At 44.0% G+C, this 15,381-nt stretch carries 16 protein-coding genes; 6 read left to right on the plus strand and 10 right to left on the minus strand.

Annotated features, from left to right (window positions below; translation table 11 throughout):
• Positions 1-210 precede the first annotated feature (210 nt).
• On the plus strand, positions 211-936 hold the full coding sequence (locus tag B151_RS0112980) for a CPBP family intramembrane glutamic endopeptidase (RefSeq protein ID WP_020404079.1): 726 nt from the start codon (positions 211-213) through the stop codon (positions 934-936).
• Between the two features lie 126 nt (positions 937-1,062).
• On the opposite strand, the gene B151_RS0112985 is transcribed toward B151_RS0112980, so the two are convergent.
• The gene (locus B151_RS0112985) at positions 1,063-1,461 is read right to left on the minus strand and encodes a DoxX family protein (RefSeq protein WP_020404080.1); all 399 of its coding nucleotides are present in this window, start codon (positions 1,459-1,461) and stop codon (positions 1,063-1,065) included.
• A gap of 98 nt (positions 1,462-1,559) precedes the next feature.
• Here B151_RS0112985 and B151_RS18765 point away from each other — a divergent pair, with 98 nt between their 5' ends.
• Positions 1,560-2,096, plus strand: a complete 537-nt coding sequence (locus tag B151_RS18765; protein ID WP_020404081.1) for a class I SAM-dependent methyltransferase — start codon at positions 1,560-1,562, stop codon at positions 2,094-2,096.
• Between the two features lie 60 nt (positions 2,097-2,156).
• Here B151_RS18765 and B151_RS0112995 read toward each other — a convergent pair whose 3' ends face one another.
• The 6 genes from B151_RS0112995 to amaB form a co-directional block, all read right to left on the minus strand.
• Positions 2,157-2,504 (minus strand): rhodanese-like domain-containing protein, encoded by a 348-nt coding sequence (locus B151_RS0112995; protein ID WP_040517065.1) that lies wholly within the window; start codon positions 2,502-2,504, stop codon positions 2,157-2,159.
• Positions 2,505-2,646: 142 nt separating this feature from the next.
• On the minus strand, positions 2,647-4,194 hold the full coding sequence (locus tag B151_RS0113000; protein WP_040517069.1) for a M20/M25/M40 family metallo-hydrolase: 1,548 nt from the start codon (positions 4,192-4,194) through the stop codon (positions 2,647-2,649).
• A gap of 100 nt (positions 4,195-4,294) precedes the next feature.
• The gene (locus B151_RS0113005; protein ID WP_020404084.1) at positions 4,295-5,431 is read right to left on the minus strand and encodes an amidohydrolase; all 1,137 of its coding nucleotides are present in this window, start codon (positions 5,429-5,431) and stop codon (positions 4,295-4,297) included.
• Positions 5,432-5,534: 103 nt separating this feature from the next.
• The gene (locus B151_RS0113010; RefSeq protein ID WP_020404085.1) at positions 5,535-6,038 is read right to left on the minus strand and encodes a cupin domain-containing protein; all 504 of its coding nucleotides are present in this window, start codon (positions 6,036-6,038) and stop codon (positions 5,535-5,537) included.
• A 65-nt stretch (positions 6,039-6,103) separates the two neighbouring features.
• The gene (locus tag B151_RS0113015) at positions 6,104-6,349 is read right to left on the minus strand and encodes a hypothetical protein (protein ID WP_020404086.1); all 246 of its coding nucleotides are present in this window, start codon (positions 6,347-6,349) and stop codon (positions 6,104-6,106) included.
• 59 nt (positions 6,350-6,408) lie between these two features.
• Positions 6,409-7,917, minus strand: a complete 1,509-nt coding sequence (gene amaB, locus B151_RS0113020; protein WP_020404087.1) for an L-piperidine-6-carboxylate dehydrogenase — start codon at positions 7,915-7,917, stop codon at positions 6,409-6,411.
• A gap of 115 nt (positions 7,918-8,032) precedes the next feature.
• Between amaB and B151_RS0113025 the strand changes: the two genes are divergently transcribed.
• Together B151_RS0113025 and B151_RS0113030 are read left to right on the plus strand one after the other, a co-directional pair.
• Positions 8,033-8,806, plus strand: coding sequence for a TrmH family RNA methyltransferase (locus tag B151_RS0113025; protein WP_020404088.1), 774 nt, complete (start codon positions 8,033-8,035; stop codon positions 8,804-8,806).
• A 207-nt stretch (positions 8,807-9,013) separates the two neighbouring features.
• Positions 9,014-10,345, plus strand: a complete 1,332-nt coding sequence (locus B151_RS0113030; RefSeq protein WP_020404089.1) for a PhoH family protein — start codon at positions 9,014-9,016, stop codon at positions 10,343-10,345.
• A gap of 69 nt (positions 10,346-10,414) precedes the next feature.
• Here the strand turns inward: B151_RS0113030 and B151_RS0113035 are convergent, their stop codons facing one another.
• Complete coding sequence (locus B151_RS0113035) at positions 10,415-10,663, minus strand: hypothetical protein (RefSeq protein ID WP_020404090.1); 249 nt, start codon at positions 10,661-10,663, stop codon at positions 10,415-10,417.
• A 155-nt stretch (positions 10,664-10,818) separates the two neighbouring features.
• Here B151_RS0113035 and mscL point away from each other — a divergent pair, with 155 nt between their 5' ends.
• A complete protein-coding gene (gene mscL, locus B151_RS0113040; RefSeq protein WP_020404091.1) occupies positions 10,819-11,241 on the plus strand; it encodes a large-conductance mechanosensitive channel protein MscL in 423 nt (140 codons plus the stop codon).
• A gap of 392 nt (positions 11,242-11,633) precedes the next feature.
• On the opposite strand, the gene murI is transcribed toward mscL, so the two are convergent.
• Positions 11,634-12,443: a glutamate racemase gene (gene murI, locus B151_RS0113045; RefSeq protein ID WP_020404092.1), complete on the minus strand. Its 810-nt coding sequence runs from the start codon at positions 12,441-12,443 to the stop codon at positions 11,634-11,636.
• A gap of 82 nt (positions 12,444-12,525) precedes the next feature.
• Here murI and B151_RS18770 point away from each other — a divergent pair, with 82 nt between their 5' ends.
• Positions 12,526-14,601: a TonB-dependent receptor family protein gene (locus B151_RS18770; protein ID WP_020404093.1), complete on the plus strand. Its 2,076-nt coding sequence runs from the start codon at positions 12,526-12,528 to the stop codon at positions 14,599-14,601.
• Positions 14,602-14,802: 201 nt separating this feature from the next.
• Here the strand turns inward: B151_RS18770 and B151_RS0113060 are convergent, their stop codons facing one another.
• Positions 14,803-15,330 carry a hypothetical protein gene (locus B151_RS0113060; RefSeq protein WP_020404094.1) on the minus strand — a complete coding sequence of 176 codons (528 nt, stop codon included), beginning with the start codon at positions 15,328-15,330 and terminating at the stop codon, positions 14,803-14,805.
• Positions 15,331-15,381 lie beyond the last annotated feature (51 nt).

A 15,381-nucleotide genomic window follows, 5' to 3' on the forward strand; every position in this document is an offset into this window, starting at 1 on the left:
AAAATCCCTGTCATTGTTAAGGGGCAAAACTTCACGCACGAAGCACTAACTTCCGATCAGCATATCCATATTTTTGTGAATTCTTCTTCTAGTTCCAAACGGCTCGTTCGGAATGCATACCTAAACCTCCGGTTCACAAAACTAAAATTTCAAATGTCCGTATCCCGCAAATAAAATATATTTGCAGTCTTTAAATTCAAGATCACGTCTATGTTAGGAATTGTAGCAGCCATCGCCATTTCGTGGGGACTTCTTTATCTCACCAAAAAAGAAAGCATTTTGGCGTTAGGGTTTCTGCCCGTCAGTAAAAGGTTGAAGCAGTTTTTTATCGGTTTTTTCGTAACCGGAATACTCTGTGTACTAACACAATTTTTGGAAGCTTATCTCCAATCCTCTTCCTGGATCATAAATGAAAGCATTACGGTTGGAGTGGTTGCACAAGCTTTCTGGTGGGATGTGAGATCGGTATTTACCGAAGAACTCATTTTTAGAGGCGCTTTGCTCTATATCCTCATCCAAAAGATCGGTGTACAAAAAAGTATCCTTATTTCTGCAGCTTCATTTGGAATCTATCACTGGTTTTCTTTCGGAGTATTAGGCAACCCCATGGCGATGATCTTTATTTTTGCAGGAACAGGGTTGATGGGCTATGCATGGGCTTTGGCATTTGCTAAAACAAATTCCATTATGCTGCCTTTTGGACTTCATTTGGGATGGAATTTCACTTACAATACAGTGTTTTCAAACGGTCCATTGGGTGAGCTGGTGCTGCTTTCTGAGGGTGGAATTGAATTATCGGGTTGGGCTTCGACACTCAATTTTCTGTCCGGTATGATCATCGTGCCTATTCTTGTCTTACTATATGTAAGGTTTTTTGTGAAGGAAGAGGAAAGCTCAAGCAAGAATGAGAAAGAGGAAATTAGTCCAACTGGCTAAGTCTGTATCCCAATAAAAAAACCGCCTCAAAAGAAGCGGTTTAGTGATTAATCCAAAAGATAGATCGCTTATTGTATGGACAAGCTAAGGATCTACTTAACGGCTATGAATATCTAATCAGGTACATCAGTCCCGGATGTCCCTTCCATCCATCACCACCTGCAAGGAATACTTTCCGGTGTCCATCATGGCGATGGCAAGGCTGGTAAGTAGCAACATGAGCTCAAGTCTCATCCCGCTGAAGCCTCCATCTCCGCCAAGTTTTACCGTGAAAATGGCTACTAACATCACGATGGCCAATAAAATACCGGGAATTTCGACTTTGTAGCCTACAAGAATCAGGATTCCTCCCAAAAATTCTACAAGAGCTACAACCCAAGCCATGGCCCCTGCTAAGGGAATACCTATGTTGCCAAAGAATCCTTGTACACCTTCAATACCGGTAAGTTTGCCCCAACCGGCTATAATAAATATGATTCCAACTCCAATTCTTAACAATAGAAGAGCTATATCTCTGTTTTTCATTTGTCCTCCAATTTGAGTTATTAAAGTGTATATAATCTATTTGAAATGAACTAAAGTTCAAACGGAAAGTTCAATGTTCAACTATTGAGGGATTTGAGATGACGGAATCAGAAGCAGTAAAACTAATCGAACAGGCAGACTTCGAACCAAATATAGCCCAAAAATGGGCTGATTTGGGATGTGGAAGCGGGTTATTCAGTTATGCGTTGGCCGTTTTGCTTCCGAGAGAAAGCAAGATTTTTTCGGTTGATAAGGTCCACCATGGTCCATTTAAGCTGACTGAAAGAAAGAACAGGATTGAGTTTTTGCAAGCAGATTTTATTCAGGATAAGTTGCCTTTAATAGATCTTGACGGAGTACTTATGGCAAATTCATTGCACTATGTACTGGAAAAAGAAGAATTTCTGGAGCAGTTGAAAACGATGCTAAGTGAAAAAGCAAAACTGATCATCGTGGAATACGAGACTGAACAATCAAATTCCTGGATCCCTTATCCAATACCATTAAAAACACTCAGGGAAATTGCCGGAACCTTAGGGTTTTCAGGAATTCGAAAGATTGGGGAGCGTCCATCAAGGTATGGCAACAAACATATGTACGCTATAGAAATGAGCATAACGAGCCAAAAGAATTGATATAACAAAACCGTCTCATAAAGAGACGGTTTCTAAATTTAAATCTGGAAAGTTATAGGATTAGACTTCATTTCCTATTAATTCATAACCAGCCTTTCGCCATCCGGAAAGTCCTTCCTCAAAATCACTGACATTGGTATAACCCATTTCTTCCAGTTTTTGAGCGAGGGTGGGAGAGGCCGTGCAGTCTGAATTGGCACAATAAACTATAATTTCAGCATCTCTGTATGGTAAGACTTGCTCAGCAACTTCGGCATTTTCTTCGGGGATATTAATAGATCCCGGAATATGCTTGGCTATGAATGCATCCCGTTGCAAAGCATTGATGATGACAGGAGCATGTTCTCCGGTCATTTTGCGATATAAAGTTTCTGCGTCAACTCGTTGAAGTGTTGCTATCTCACTCATAATTCAAAACTTTAATTCTCTCTCTAATTCTATTTTATAACAATTTGAAAGATGAAGGCATTCAGAGTCTGAACCGGGTATCATCAAAAAAGCCACTCCGATTACTCAAAGTGGCTTTTTTCAACATTACAAACAGATTAGTTTAGTTGGTTCCGTCACGATTTGGTGTTCGTGGAGACGGCCACGTCATTTGTTCTCCGGTTCGAGGGTTGATCGGGAGTACCGCACGATCGCGAGGGAAAGTTTCAGGATCTTCGCTGGCCATGTAGGTAAGAATCGCAGTCAGGATCACGTTATTCCGAACATCATCAAATACGATTTTGTCGTAAGTATCGCGGTTGGTGTGCCAGGTGTAATTCCAGTAGCTCCAACTGAGTGAACTAAGCGAAAATCCGGGAGCGCCAGCCGTCACAAAAGAAGCGTAATCAGAGCCTCCGCCACCGGGTGTGCCGGGGAAAGTGGTTTCAATATGACGGGTAATATCACGCGGAACCGGAGCCAGCCAGCGCTGCATAAATTCATAGGAATGCAGAAATCCCTGTCCTGAAATACGAACCACACGCCCTGTTCCATTATCCTGATTGAAGAGGGCTTGAAGTCCATCTACCACTTCGGGATTATCCTGAACGAAGGCACCGGAACCATTGAGCCCTTGCTCTTCACTTCCCCAAAGTCCTACAATGATAGTTCGTTTAGGATTTGGATACAGTTTCTTGAGGATACGAGCCGTTTCCATCATAGTAATAGAACCTGTGGCGTTATCCGTGGCGCCAGTTCCGCCATCCCATGAGTCGTAATGAGCAGAAAGGATGATATACTCGTCCGGCTTTTCCGTACCGGGAATAGTTGCAATGGTATTGAAGGTAGGTACATCCCCGAGATCCTTGGATTGTGCATTCAAACGGACTTCCGGCTCACTCCCAAATTCAACCATTCTCCACAACATACCATAATCTTCAAGGGCTATATCAATAACAGGAATATCATCGGTATTGGCACTGAAGATCTTATTTACTCCAAACCCATTTGACCAGCGGGATTGAAAAATTCCAGCAGCTCCGGCTTCTTCCAGCTTCTTGTTCAGGTCACGTCCATAGCCTATTCGATCCATATTCTCGCGCCACGCTTCTCGCTGTTCACTTCGCATTTCTTTCATCTTTTCGAAGGATTCTTCGGTCGCAAATTCTTCCCAATTATAATCTGGTCGGCCGGTAATCTGTGGTTGAGAAACCAGGATGATCTTGCCGTCAATGGTTTTAAGCCATTCATCAAATTCTGCCTGATCTTCAACTTCCGGAAGAATATCAAGTGTAGTTGTGATGCCTCCCTCAGGGGTAGAAGGACTCCAGGCCAGCTGCATGCCTTCCAGAGAAACCACTCTGGGTGAAATCAGGTCGATGTGTGTGATACCACGTTCCCAGCCGCGCCACTTACCAAATTGCTGATTTTCAGCTTCAATTCCCCATTCTTTGAATTGCTCAACGGCCCAATCGTGAGCGTGCTGCATTTGCGGGGTTCCCACCAATCTTGGCCCGATCACATCCGTAAGTTGATGTCCCAGCCATTCCAATTGTGAGTTTTCGTTGGCTTCATTCACAATAGCTTCTACCATCTCGTCTGTACTTTGTGCCAATACAGAAGAAGAGGCAAAAACCATCAGCATGAAAGCCGTTTGTACTATTCTTTTCATTACCATCTCCGATTATGTTGAAATTTTTAGAGCCGGAATATATCTGAATTGAACTTAAAATAGCGGAGCAGTAATTACTTTTTACGTTTATGCCCGAGTCTTAAAGCAGTCTGGATCGGTAGATATCGAAAAATACCTGAGCGGCGGGTTCGATGATGTCATCCGGAAAATCGAATGCAGGATCGTGAAGGTTGGGCTGATCCTCACCGGAACCGAATCCAAATTGGGCGCCTTTATTTGTAGCAGTGAAATAAGCAAAGTCTTCCGACCAGTTGTTGGGATGATCCATGGTTTCAAGATCGAGTTCAGTATTTCGGGCAGCTTCTTCAACCATGTTTACACACTCCGGTGCATTGAGAGTAGCAGGATATATTTCGCAATAATTATGCGAATATGCTAAATCATATTCTTTAGCGTACTTGTGAAGGATGTTTTCTGATTCTTTGCACAGCCTGTCAAGATCTTGATTTTCATAGGCCCGCAAGGTAATTCCCATCTCAAGGTCTGAAGGGGACACTCCAAAAGCGATTTCCCCCAGGCGTACATAAATAAGAGTGGCGATCACATGATCCGAAAAACCGTTTTCTGATTGGGTTAAATTTTGAATTTCATCAATGATCCTGGTGGCAGCGAAATAGGGGCTATTCCCTTTTTCAGGTTCGGCAGCATGCGAAGTCCGGCCTTCTAATTTTATGGTAATACCACAAGAAGCAGCAGTAAAACTCCCTTCTTTTACCAACACTTTGTCTTTGGGTTGACCCGGAATGTTGTGCAAAGCAAAAATGTAATCCGGCGAGAGGTTATGAAACTCAGGGGATTCAACCACATCCTTGGCTCCCAATAAATTTTCTTCTGCCGGTTGAAAGAGTAAAACTACTTTTCCTTTGTTCGGGCGCTGTTCTGAGATCAACTTCCCCAAATAAGCAATGATTGCCATATGTCCGTCATGTCCGCAAAGGTGGGCTACATTGGAAATGGAAGAACGATATGCAAGATTGTGAGACTGCTCTTGAATAGGAAGGGCATCCAACTCACAGCGAAACATAAGTGTTTCGCCGGGTTCGTCCCCTTCAAATACAAACATTTTTCCGGTACCGGCTACGTCAATTTCTTTATCAGGATTGAACTGCTGCATGAACTCGGAGATTCGCCGGGAGGTTTCAAACTCTTTCTTCGAAAGTTCGGGATAGCGATGTAGGGTACGGCGCAGGTTAATGAAATCTTGGATATCCGACATAATAGAAATCGACTAAATTAGTGAATGTGTTCCCGGTAAACATCAGGTGAGGGGAGTTACCGAAAGCATTTCAAAAAATCAAGATGGTCAATTAACTAAAAATCTAAATTCGGGTAAGTCGTGCGATCAATTCCTTATGCCGGGGAAATTGCTGAATGAGACTGTTCCTGTTAGCCAGTTCAAAATCCTTGAAATCAAATCCCGGAGAAACGGTACAGCCGACAAAGGTATAAGAATTAGGGACATTTACTTCAGCAGCAAACCAGCATTTTTTAAGAACGGTGAATTGAGGAACTTCACCTTTTTCAAAATTCAACCCAAGTATGTGTTTGGAATAATCTCCGTTGGGGTGAATAATATGAATCGTGATAGGTGAGCCTTGGTAAAAATGCCACATCTCATCTTGTTGGATGCGATGGAAGGCGGAAAAAGTATCTGAGGTTAACAGAAAATAAATGCCCGTACAGTAATTGCGTGACCCTTCAAAATCATCTCCCAAAACCGAATCTGGAATCTCCCCTTTACTTCGGTAGGTTTCCTTGAAATATCCGCCTTCGGGGTGTTTTTGTAGATCAAATCGGTTGATCAGTTGTTGTATATCACCCATGATTGTCTTTTTTGAATTCCCGTGTAGAGATGCAAGATTTTGGGTTTCTACACGGGGGCAAATTCTTAATTCCTGAAAAGGGTAGACCAAAATTCATCACCGAATTTGTAGGCTAAAAACCCAAACGAGATCACCCCAAATCCCAAGGCAAGCCAGGTGTAGATGGCGACTTCATCAAAGCCGTACCAAAAGACCCTAAAACCAACCAAACTGAAAAAGAAGATCCCAAACAATCCACCCAAGACCGCTTGGATTTTACGTTTCTTTTGGTCTCGTTGATATTCTTCTTCGTCAGGTACGTTAATTTTCATATCAAAAAATGCAATGTAAAGACGCAAGATTTTGCGTCTTTACATTCTCATTTCAATTTCTAAACATCAAAATCGATGCCTTGGGCCAGTGGCAGAGAGTCGCCCCAGTTCATGGTGTTGGTCTGTCGGCGCATGTAAGCTTTCCATGCATCCGAGCCGGATTCACGTCCACCTCCGGTTTCTTTTTCACCTCCAAAAGCACCGCCAATTTCAGCTCCGCTGGTTCCAATGTTGATGTTGGCGATTCCGCAATCGGATCCGCGTGCGCTTAAGAAAGTTTCCGCTTCCCGCATATTCAGGGTAAACATCGCTGAGCTTAATCCCTGTTTCACACCGTTATGCAATTGGATGGCTTCATCAAGGTCTTTGTATTTGATGAGGTAGAGGATGGGGGCGAAAGTTTCTTCCTGCACAATGTCGTAATGATTTTCAACTTCAGCCAGGGCCGGGCGGACATAAAATCCTTCCTCATCCAGTTCTTGTCCACCGTAAATAACCTTACCGCCTTCTTTTTCGATTTCTTTGAGGGCATTTTGCATGGTATTGACGGCATCCTGATCGATCATCGGGCCAACCAGCGTGCTTTCATCCAGCGGGTCGCCAATGGTGATGTTGTCATAGATATTCATTAACCGTTCTTTTACCTGATCGTATACCGATTCGTGAATGATCAGTCGTCGGGTGGAAGTACAACGCTGCCCACATGTTCCAACTGCTCCAAATACCGTAGCGCGGATGGCCATTTCGATATCTGCATTTTCGGAGATGATAATGGCATTATTTCCGCCCAGTTCGAGGATCGTTTTACCTAACCTTGAGGCAACGGTCTTCCCAACTTCTTTCCCCATACGAATGGAGCCTGTCGCAGAGATCAGTGGAATGCGGGTATCTTCGGTCATCCATTCACCCACTTGTCGGTCGCCGGTAACGAGGCTAAAAATACCTTCCGGCAGATCATTTTCCTTCAGCACCTTAGCTACGATCTTTTGCACAGCCACTCCGCACAAAGGTGTTTTCTCAGATCCTTTCCAGATCATCACATTTCCGCAAACCGCAGCGATCATGGCATTCCAGCTCCAAACGGCAACCGGAAAGTTAAAGGCTGATATAATTCCCACAATTCCCAAGGGATGCCACTGTTCGTACATACGGTGCTGTGGACGTTCACTGTGCATCGTTTTTCCGTAGAGCATGCGCGACTGCCCCACTGCAAAATCACAAATGTCGATCATTTCCTGCACTTCGCCCAGGCCTTCCTGGTAGATCTTACCCATTTCATAGGTTACCAGTTTACCCAGTGGTTCTTTGTATTCACGGAGTTTTTGTCCGATTTGCCGGACGATCTCGCCTCGCTGAGGAGCAGGCATTTCTCTCCATACCTTAAACGCTTTTTCGGCTTCTTCAACCACATGGTCGTACTGTTCACGGGTAGTGACGCCAACAGTCGCAATTTTTTTACCATCAGTTGGGGTGAAACTGCTGATGGTTTCTTTACTTTCCATATGTTTGCGTCCCGTGCTCGTTCCGGGATTAATGCCTTCGATACCTAATGTTTTTAGAAACTCCATAGCTATAATTTTTTGCTGAATTTTAATTGAAGATAGGGAAGTAAGCAGTCAGAATACAGAAGTCAGAATTCAGTTTCTTCTGTATTCTGACTTCTGAGTTATGTATTCTTAAAACATGAGAAAAGCATCGAATAATGAGATCAAACTCCTTCGCAAACTGAGTCGCAAAAAATACCGTGAGAATGAGCAGCGGTTTGTAGTGGAGGGAGAGCGTGCCGTTGAGCAGGTGGTGGAAAATGGATTGCTTGAGGTAGAAACCGTATTTGTGGTTGAGGGAAAAACTGTCAGCGATAAGCTCTCAGCTTTCGGCGTTTGGGTTGAGCCGGATGTATTTGATGAGGTAGCAGACACGGATAATCCACAGGGGATTTTAGCGGTTTGTAAGATGCCTGCGGAAATTCAGCCGAAGGAGTTAGCAGGTCAATCAGGATTGATTGTAGCGACCGATGCCATACAAGATCCTGGAAATATGGGAACGATCTTACGAACAGCCGCCTGGTTCGGAGCCAAAGCTCTGATTGCCGGAAAAGGCAGCGTGGATGTCTATCACCCCAAAGTAGTGCGAAGTACGGCGGGAGCTACGGGAAGTATTCCTGTTTTATCAGGAGATCTGGAAGATATTTTCAAGACATTAGAAACCGCAGGCTGGGAAATTTTATTATTGGACGGAGGAGGGAAAGCCATGTCTCTGAAATCGGTTCACCCCACAGAAAAAACGGTGTTGGTTGTGGGGAATGAAGGCAACGGGATCAGCAGAGAAATTCTGAACTCAGGAAGAAAAACCGTCAAAATTGAATCGGCTGCAGGACAGGAGAAGGTGGAGAGTTTGAATGCGGCCGTAGCTATAAGTATTGCCATGTGGAAAATAAGTCATGAAGTAATTAAATAATGTAAGTGATAGAGTATGATCTTAGACATCAAAGCCACCCCAAACACTTCATCACTTAATCACTCTATCACTTCATCACCAATAATTCTGTGTTAAATCTGGCAAGGACGTTGCAAATGGTTCCGCCATTAGCTTTATTTCAAGAGCCAATCACAATTCATCTACTATGGCTGGTACACTTGTTTTTACAACTCAAATCTCCCCTCTATGCCAAAGAAGAAAGAGAAGAAGATCTTCGTCCTCGATACCTCCGTTTTACTTTACGATTATGAAGCCGTTCGCAATTTCGAAAAAAATGATGTAGCTATTCCCATCACGGTACTGGAGGAACTCGATACCTTCAAAAAAGGGAATAATGTGATCAATTTGCACGCCCGGGAATTTATCCGTTATCTGGATGGTATATCGGATGCCAATATGCTGCAAAACTGGATTCCGTTAAACGGACGTTCGCATGGCAAACTTCGGGTGATCACCAATCAGGAAACAATGACCGATGCCACCAAGATCTATGGTTCGGATAAGAATGATCACCGCATTATCAATGCCGCCCTTCACCTGAAAGAAGAAAATCCAAAAACACGGGTGATTCTGGTATCGAAGGATATAAATTTGAGGTTGAAAGCCCGGGCGTTGAATCTGGAAGCGGAAGACTACGAAACCATCCGTATTAAGGATATTGAACATCTCTATCGAGGTAAGACCGAACTGGAGATCGAAGATCCGGCGGTGATCAGCAAGTTTTACGAGAAAGGAGCGATGAAGCCGGAAGAGCTTGGGCAGAAAGAACCGGTGTGTAATCATTACTACATCATGAAAAGTCATGGAGCTTCGGCGCTGGGATGGTTTAACCCCAAAAGCAAGATGATCGAAGTGATCGAGAAGATGCATGCGTATGGCATTCATCCCAAAAATGCTGAACAAACGTTTGCCCTTCATGCGCTGCAAAATCCAAATATTTTGTGTACCACCATTACCGGGGCTGCGGGAACCGGAAAAACATTACTGGCTTTGGCTTCCGCATTAGAACAACGCAGTGAATTCAAGCAAATTTATATGGCCCGTCCCATTGTGCCGCTTTCAAACAAAGATATTGGTTTTTTGCCCGGCGATGCCAATCAGAAGATCGATCCGTATATGCAGCCGCTGTGGGATAACCTGAGCTTCATCAAAAATCAATACAAAGAAAACAGCAAGCAATTCAAGAAAATTGACGAGATGCTTCAAACTGATAAACTTCGGATCGTTCCACTTGCATACATCCGTGGAAGAAGTTTATCCAACGTGATATTTATCATTGATGAAGCCCAAAACCTGACACCGCATGAAGTGAAAACCATCATCACACGGGCGGGTGAAAATACCAAGATCGTTTTCACCGGAGATATCTTTCAGATAGATACGCCCTACCTGGATGCCCAAAGTAATGGCTTAAGCTACCTGGTAGACCGTATGCATAATCACGATCTGTATGCACATATCAACCTGGAAAAAGGCGAGCGATCAGACCTGGCTAATTTAGCTTCAAAGCTTTTATGAGGTATTAGGTTTTAGAAGTGAGGTGTTAGTTTTCATACAATCTAATACCTAACACCTTGTTCCTAAAACCTAACCTTCTTTAGACGGGCTTAACAGGTCGATCTGAAAACGAAATTTTGCCGTTTCCATCGACATGATGTCGTAGAGGTCTGCGATCACTTCAAAAACAACTTTAGGTGCTCCAATGATGGTAGTGGACAAATAGCCTACCTCGATATCCACATCATATTGGGCGAGATGCTCCAGCAATTCCTGAACTTTTTCTCTTGGATCTTCTTCGGATAAGGGAATGTAGGTGAGCTGAGCAATAGTTTTCATAAATAGATAGCGGATTATTTTAGGTTCGGTCAATGAGTTAAAATGCGGTTCAAAGATAAAGCAGATACATTTAATTGGCTAACGAAAGATTTTGATTGCTGAAAGCCCGGAGTTTATGGATATTTGTTTAACTGTTAAAACTTTAGGAGAGACTTATGAAAAATTTGATAAAAGAATTCAAGCAGTTTGTATCCCGGGGCAATGTCATTGAGTTGGCCGTGGGTTTGATCATGGCGACCTACTTCGGGGCCATCGTGAAATCCTTTGTGGATGATATCATCATGCCGCCCATCGGGTATATTATCGCCGGCGTTGATTTTGCCGAGTTGAAGCTGAAGATCGCCGACCGTACACTTGCAGATGGCACCATCCAGGCTATCACGATCAATTATGGTTCATTCATTAATACGGTACTGACCTTTCTGATCGTTTCAGCCGCTATCTTTTTAGTGGTACAAAGCTACAACCGGTTCATGAAAAAAGAAGAAGCCAAACCCGAACCCAAACCGGCAGCCCCAAGTAAGGAAGAAGTGCTTTTGACAGAGATTCGGGACTTGCTGAAGGAAAAATCTAATTAATGTCAGTTAGAGATGAAGTTGATATTCTTAAATCAATAATACTGAGAGCCCAAAAGTTATTGTCCCGAGCGCTCCATAAAAAATAAAGATATCGCTGCTTAACATGAAGGGTCTCAACCTTCAATACCACTCGCTGGTGCATATCTTGAGATCCTTCGCGTTCAACAAGTTGTACTCAGATAACTTTAAAAGCGCTCAGGATGACACCTTCTGAGATTAAGTCGAAATCACGCTATTAAAAGATTAAACATATCATCCACTACAAATCGGTCGTTCGAATGATCATAAATCAACCTGGAATGAATTGCGAAAAACCGACAAACCGAATGACCGATTTGCGAACTTCAATCTGCCATCTAAAACCTGATACCTAAAGTCTAAAACTAAATCCCTCAATCCAGTGCTACCACTTCAACGCTACTCAAACTCCTTCCCAAAAAACGCTCCGCCAGTTCATGAAAACGCTGCGGTCTATCGCTTACAAAGCACCGGAAATCTCCGCCGGTAGTATTCAGCAGATCCAATTCAGCCAGCTTGGCTTTGGCGGATGCTGCAATCGATTCCGCCGAGTCAATAATTTCCACGCCTTCCCCATTCAAAATCTTTGGGATGATTTCCTTAAAAAGTGGATAGTGCGTACATCCCAAAATAAGTGATTGAATACCGCTTCCTTTGAACTCATCCAGATAATGATGGAGGGTTTGAATGGCTACCTCGTTGTCGATCCAGCCTTCTTCTGCCAGTGGAACGAGCAATGGACATGCCTGCTGCTTCACTTTAATGGTTGTATCAAAAGCATGGATGGCTTCTACGTACGCCCGTGAATTCACGGTTCCCAAAGTACCGATCACCCCGATATTCTTGTGATTGGGAAGAGAAACGGCATTCCTGGTTCCGGCTGTGATCACATCAAGCACCGGTATATCACCGGCGGCCTGGATGATCTCTTCCTTTGCCGAAGCTGATACGGTGTTACAAGCGATCAGGATCATCTTTACCCCGCGCTTCAGTAAGAAATTGGTAATCTGTAGGGCATAGGCTCTAACGGTTTCTTCAGATTTGATGCCGTAGGGAACCCGGGCGGTATCCCCAAAATAAATGATGTCTTCGTGGGGAAGAGCGTCGATCACTGCTTTGGCCACGGTGAGTCCGCCAATGCCTGAGTCGAAAATACCGATGGGTGCGTTCTTTAAATCTTGCAAAGGGATGGGTTTAAAGGAATTATTTGTTGTAGGAAGGTATTCAATTCTTAAATCTTAATACAAGCCTTTGTACTTTGTTCCTATGAACAAAATAACTGTTTTTATACTCACTCTTTTTACTCTGTCAATACAAGCTCAAGCCCAACAAATCGACACTCTCGAGGCCGATCTCGGCGAAGTTGTGGTAACCGGCTTTGAAGGTAATCGAAGCGTCATGGAAACACCCGGTGCCATCACCAATATCGAGGCAGAGCGGGTTTCTGGTTTTGACGAAACTTCCATTTTGTATGGATTGAATACCGTGCCCGGAGTTAGAATAGAACAGCGCGCCCCGGGAAGTTACCGTGTGGCCATTCGCGGAAGTTCGCTTCGTGCTCCTTTTGGCGTTCGGAATGTGAAGATTTATTGGAATGATATTCCCTTTACCGAGCCATCAGGAAGTACGCCGCTAAATTTGCTGGATGTCATTAATATGCAGGAGGTGGAAGTAATTCGGGGGCCCGCCGGAAGCATTTATGGAGCCGGAAATGGTGGAGCGCTTTTGCTCGAAAGCCGACACTCAAACCAAAATGAAGTGGGTGCAGGGACCATGTTTGGCTCGTACGGACTTCAGCGGTACACTGCCTTTGCCGAACAGCAACTTAGCAATGGCAATTTCCGATTCAATTACTCAAATCAGCATCAGGATGGTTATCGGGACCAATCCTTTTTTGATCGACAAACCGCTGAGCTCACCGGCCGGTTTCAGCTCAACGACAAGCAGTTGATCAAAACCAGTTTTTTGTATTCGAACCTCAATTATGGAACACCCGGCGGACTCACACTGGAGCAGTATCAGAATGATCCCAGTCAGGCGCGACCCGGAAATGCTTTTGTGCTAAGCAGTGAAGAAGCCAACGCCAGCATTTATCAGGAAACGTTTCTCGCGGGTATTACCCACGATGTGGATATCACGGAAGCCATTTCCAACGAAACGACTTTGTATGGAACTTTCAGTGCGTTTGAAAATCCGTTTAATCTGGATTACAAGAAAGACAGCCGGAAGTCGGGCGGGGGACGTACTCGCTTTTATTACGACACGTATTTCGGGGATGTGCGAACCCGATTTACCATCGGAGGCGAATATCAAGCCGCTAACTATGCGGCCCGAAATTTTGAAAATGATTTTGGGGAAGCCGGCACTCTTAATTTTGATGATGAGATCAAGATCCAGTCTTCGCTGCTGTTTTTGAATACGGAAATTGATCTGCCCAGAGAATTTTACCTCACCGCCGGACTCAGCTACAACCGCCTGACTTATGATTTGAACCGGCTTGTTACAAATCTTGAAGATGATACAACGGGAGTAGCCACTAAGTCCTTCAACCCGGAAATCATTCCAAGAGTGGGTTTGGTGAAGAAGTTCTCGCCGGCGCTTTCTCTGCACGGTAGCATCAGCTATGGATTTTCACCTCCTACGATCGAGGAATTCCGTACTAACGAAGGCAGCATTGCGCTGAATCTGGAAGCAGAACAGGGGACAAATTTTGAAGTGGGTGCACGAGGTACATTTCGTGATCTCCGTTTTTCGTATGATCTCACCACCTTTTATTTCAAGCTGGATGAAACCATTGTACAGCAGCCTTCCGGACGAAATACCACCGTTGTTTTTGAAAACACCGGCGCTACCGATCAGTACGGAATTGAGCTGGCTACCAACTGGATGATCATTCAAAACCCCACCGAATTCCTCCAAAACCTGGATTGGCGTTTTTCCTACACCTACCACAATTTTTCCTTCGTGAACTACCGAAAAGATGGTGAGAATTTTTCCGGAAACGAGTTGACGGGTGTTGCTCCGCATACGGTTGTGACAACCCTGAGGGCAGAAACACAACCGGGCTTCTACGCCAATTTATCTTATAATTTCACCGATGAAATTCCCCTGAATGATGCCAACACAGTGTATTCAAATTCCTATAATCTTGTCCAAAGCAGGATCGGTTTCAGAAAAGTACTATTCGAAAACGTAAATCTCGATGCTTACTTCGGAATCGATAACCTGCTGGATGAAAGATACAGCCTCGGTAATGACCTGAATGCATTTGGAGATCGTTTTTACCAACCGGCCGCTCCGCGTAACTGGTTTGGTGGGTTGAAAGTGAGTGTTGAGCTTTGACTGATTGGGCCCGGTGGTCCCTGGAGGCGTTCTTTTTAGCCAGGAAAAGTCTCCCTTTGAAGGGAGATAAATCAGTCAGCAGTTCCTGAATGATTTTGTGGGATGTTGGTGCGAAGGCTTCGTTGATTAATACGATATCAATTGGAAGCTGGAGCTTCCCGGACAGCATTCCCAAGCCGGAGCTTGGGAACGAGGACTAAATTAATCCCTGAACCTCCCCAGGTGAATAGAGAACATCAGTCCTGAATAGTTATATTCTTTACTGAAAGTCCCAATTCCGGTTATTCCTACCCCCAAAAATTTAAAAACCCGGTACTGAACACTTGCTTGTACAGGAACAGCTAATGCCAAGGAAGTTGAAGAATCCGAAGCACCACAACCAAAAATACATAAGTTACTGCCACTGATGGAAGTTAATCCTGCCCCAAGGCTCATAGATCCAAAAAATCGTGAATCTAATGGCGTTAATACTTGCCCATAAAGTATTCCTATATCAAAATAGTTTGAGCCGATGATACTGCCCGTAAAAGCAGACCTAAATGAGAAAAGGTGCTGATCGTATTGAATTTGAAACCCTAAAAAACCGGAAGCAGCATTTTCAATATCCTGAGTAAAACCCGGGCCTATTCCAGTTTGCATCCAGGAGGTCATTATTGAAGTCGAATCCTGTGCCCGAACGGTTGAAAGTCCAAAGGCCATGAATAGAAATATCAGGATAATTTTTTTCATTAGATGTAATTTGGTATCCGTCAAAGTCTTGATTTCATGTGTGATAGTCAA

Origin of the sequence: Gracilimonas tropica DSM 19535 (assembly GCF_000375425.1) — a bacterium.
GTDB lineage: Bacteria > Bacteroidota > Rhodothermia > Balneolales > Balneolaceae > Gracilimonas > Gracilimonas tropica.

Excerpts from the sequence above, each read along its gene's own strand:
- B151_RS0112980 (WP_020404079.1), top strand. The coding sequence starts at position 211 with ATGTTAGGAATTGTAGCAGCCATCGCCATTTCGTGGGGACTTCTTTAT.
- B151_RS0112985 (WP_020404080.1), bottom strand. The coding sequence starts at position 1,461 with ATGAAAAACAGAGATATAGCTCTTCTATTGTTAAGAATTGGAGTTGGA.
- B151_RS18765 (WP_020404081.1), top strand. The coding sequence starts at position 1,560 with ATGACGGAATCAGAAGCAGTAAAACTAATCGAACAGGCAGACTTCGAA.
- B151_RS0112995 (WP_040517065.1), bottom strand. The coding sequence starts at position 2,504 with ATGAGTGAGATAGCAACACTTCAACGAGTTGACGCAGAAACTTTATAT.
- B151_RS0113000 (WP_040517069.1), bottom strand. The coding sequence starts at position 4,194 with ATGAAAAGAATAGTACAAACGGCTTTCATGCTGATGGTTTTTGCCTCT.
- B151_RS0113005 (WP_020404084.1), bottom strand. The coding sequence starts at position 5,431 with ATGTCGGATATCCAAGATTTCATTAACCTGCGCCGTACCCTACATCGC.
- B151_RS0113010 (WP_020404085.1), bottom strand. The coding sequence starts at position 6,038 with ATGGGTGATATACAACAACTGATCAACCGATTTGATCTACAAAAACAC.
- B151_RS0113015 (WP_020404086.1), bottom strand. The coding sequence starts at position 6,349 with ATGAAAATTAACGTACCTGACGAAGAAGAATATCAACGAGACCAAAAG.
- amaB (WP_020404087.1), bottom strand. The coding sequence starts at position 7,917 with ATGGAGTTTCTAAAAACATTAGGTATCGAAGGCATTAATCCCGGAACG.
- B151_RS0113025 (WP_020404088.1), top strand. The coding sequence starts at position 8,033 with ATGAGAAAAGCATCGAATAATGAGATCAAACTCCTTCGCAAACTGAGT.
- B151_RS0113030 (WP_020404089.1), top strand. The coding sequence starts at position 9,014 with ATGCCAAAGAAGAAAGAGAAGAAGATCTTCGTCCTCGATACCTCCGTT.
- B151_RS0113035 (WP_020404090.1), bottom strand. The coding sequence starts at position 10,663 with ATGAAAACTATTGCTCAGCTCACCTACATTCCCTTATCCGAAGAAGAT.
- mscL (WP_020404091.1), top strand. The coding sequence starts at position 10,819 with ATGAAAAATTTGATAAAAGAATTCAAGCAGTTTGTATCCCGGGGCAAT.
- B151_RS18770 (WP_020404093.1), top strand. The coding sequence starts at position 12,526 with ATGAACAAAATAACTGTTTTTATACTCACTCTTTTTACTCTGTCAATA.
- B151_RS0113060 (WP_020404094.1), bottom strand. The coding sequence starts at position 15,330 with ATGAAAAAAATTATCCTGATATTTCTATTCATGGCCTTTGGACTTTCA.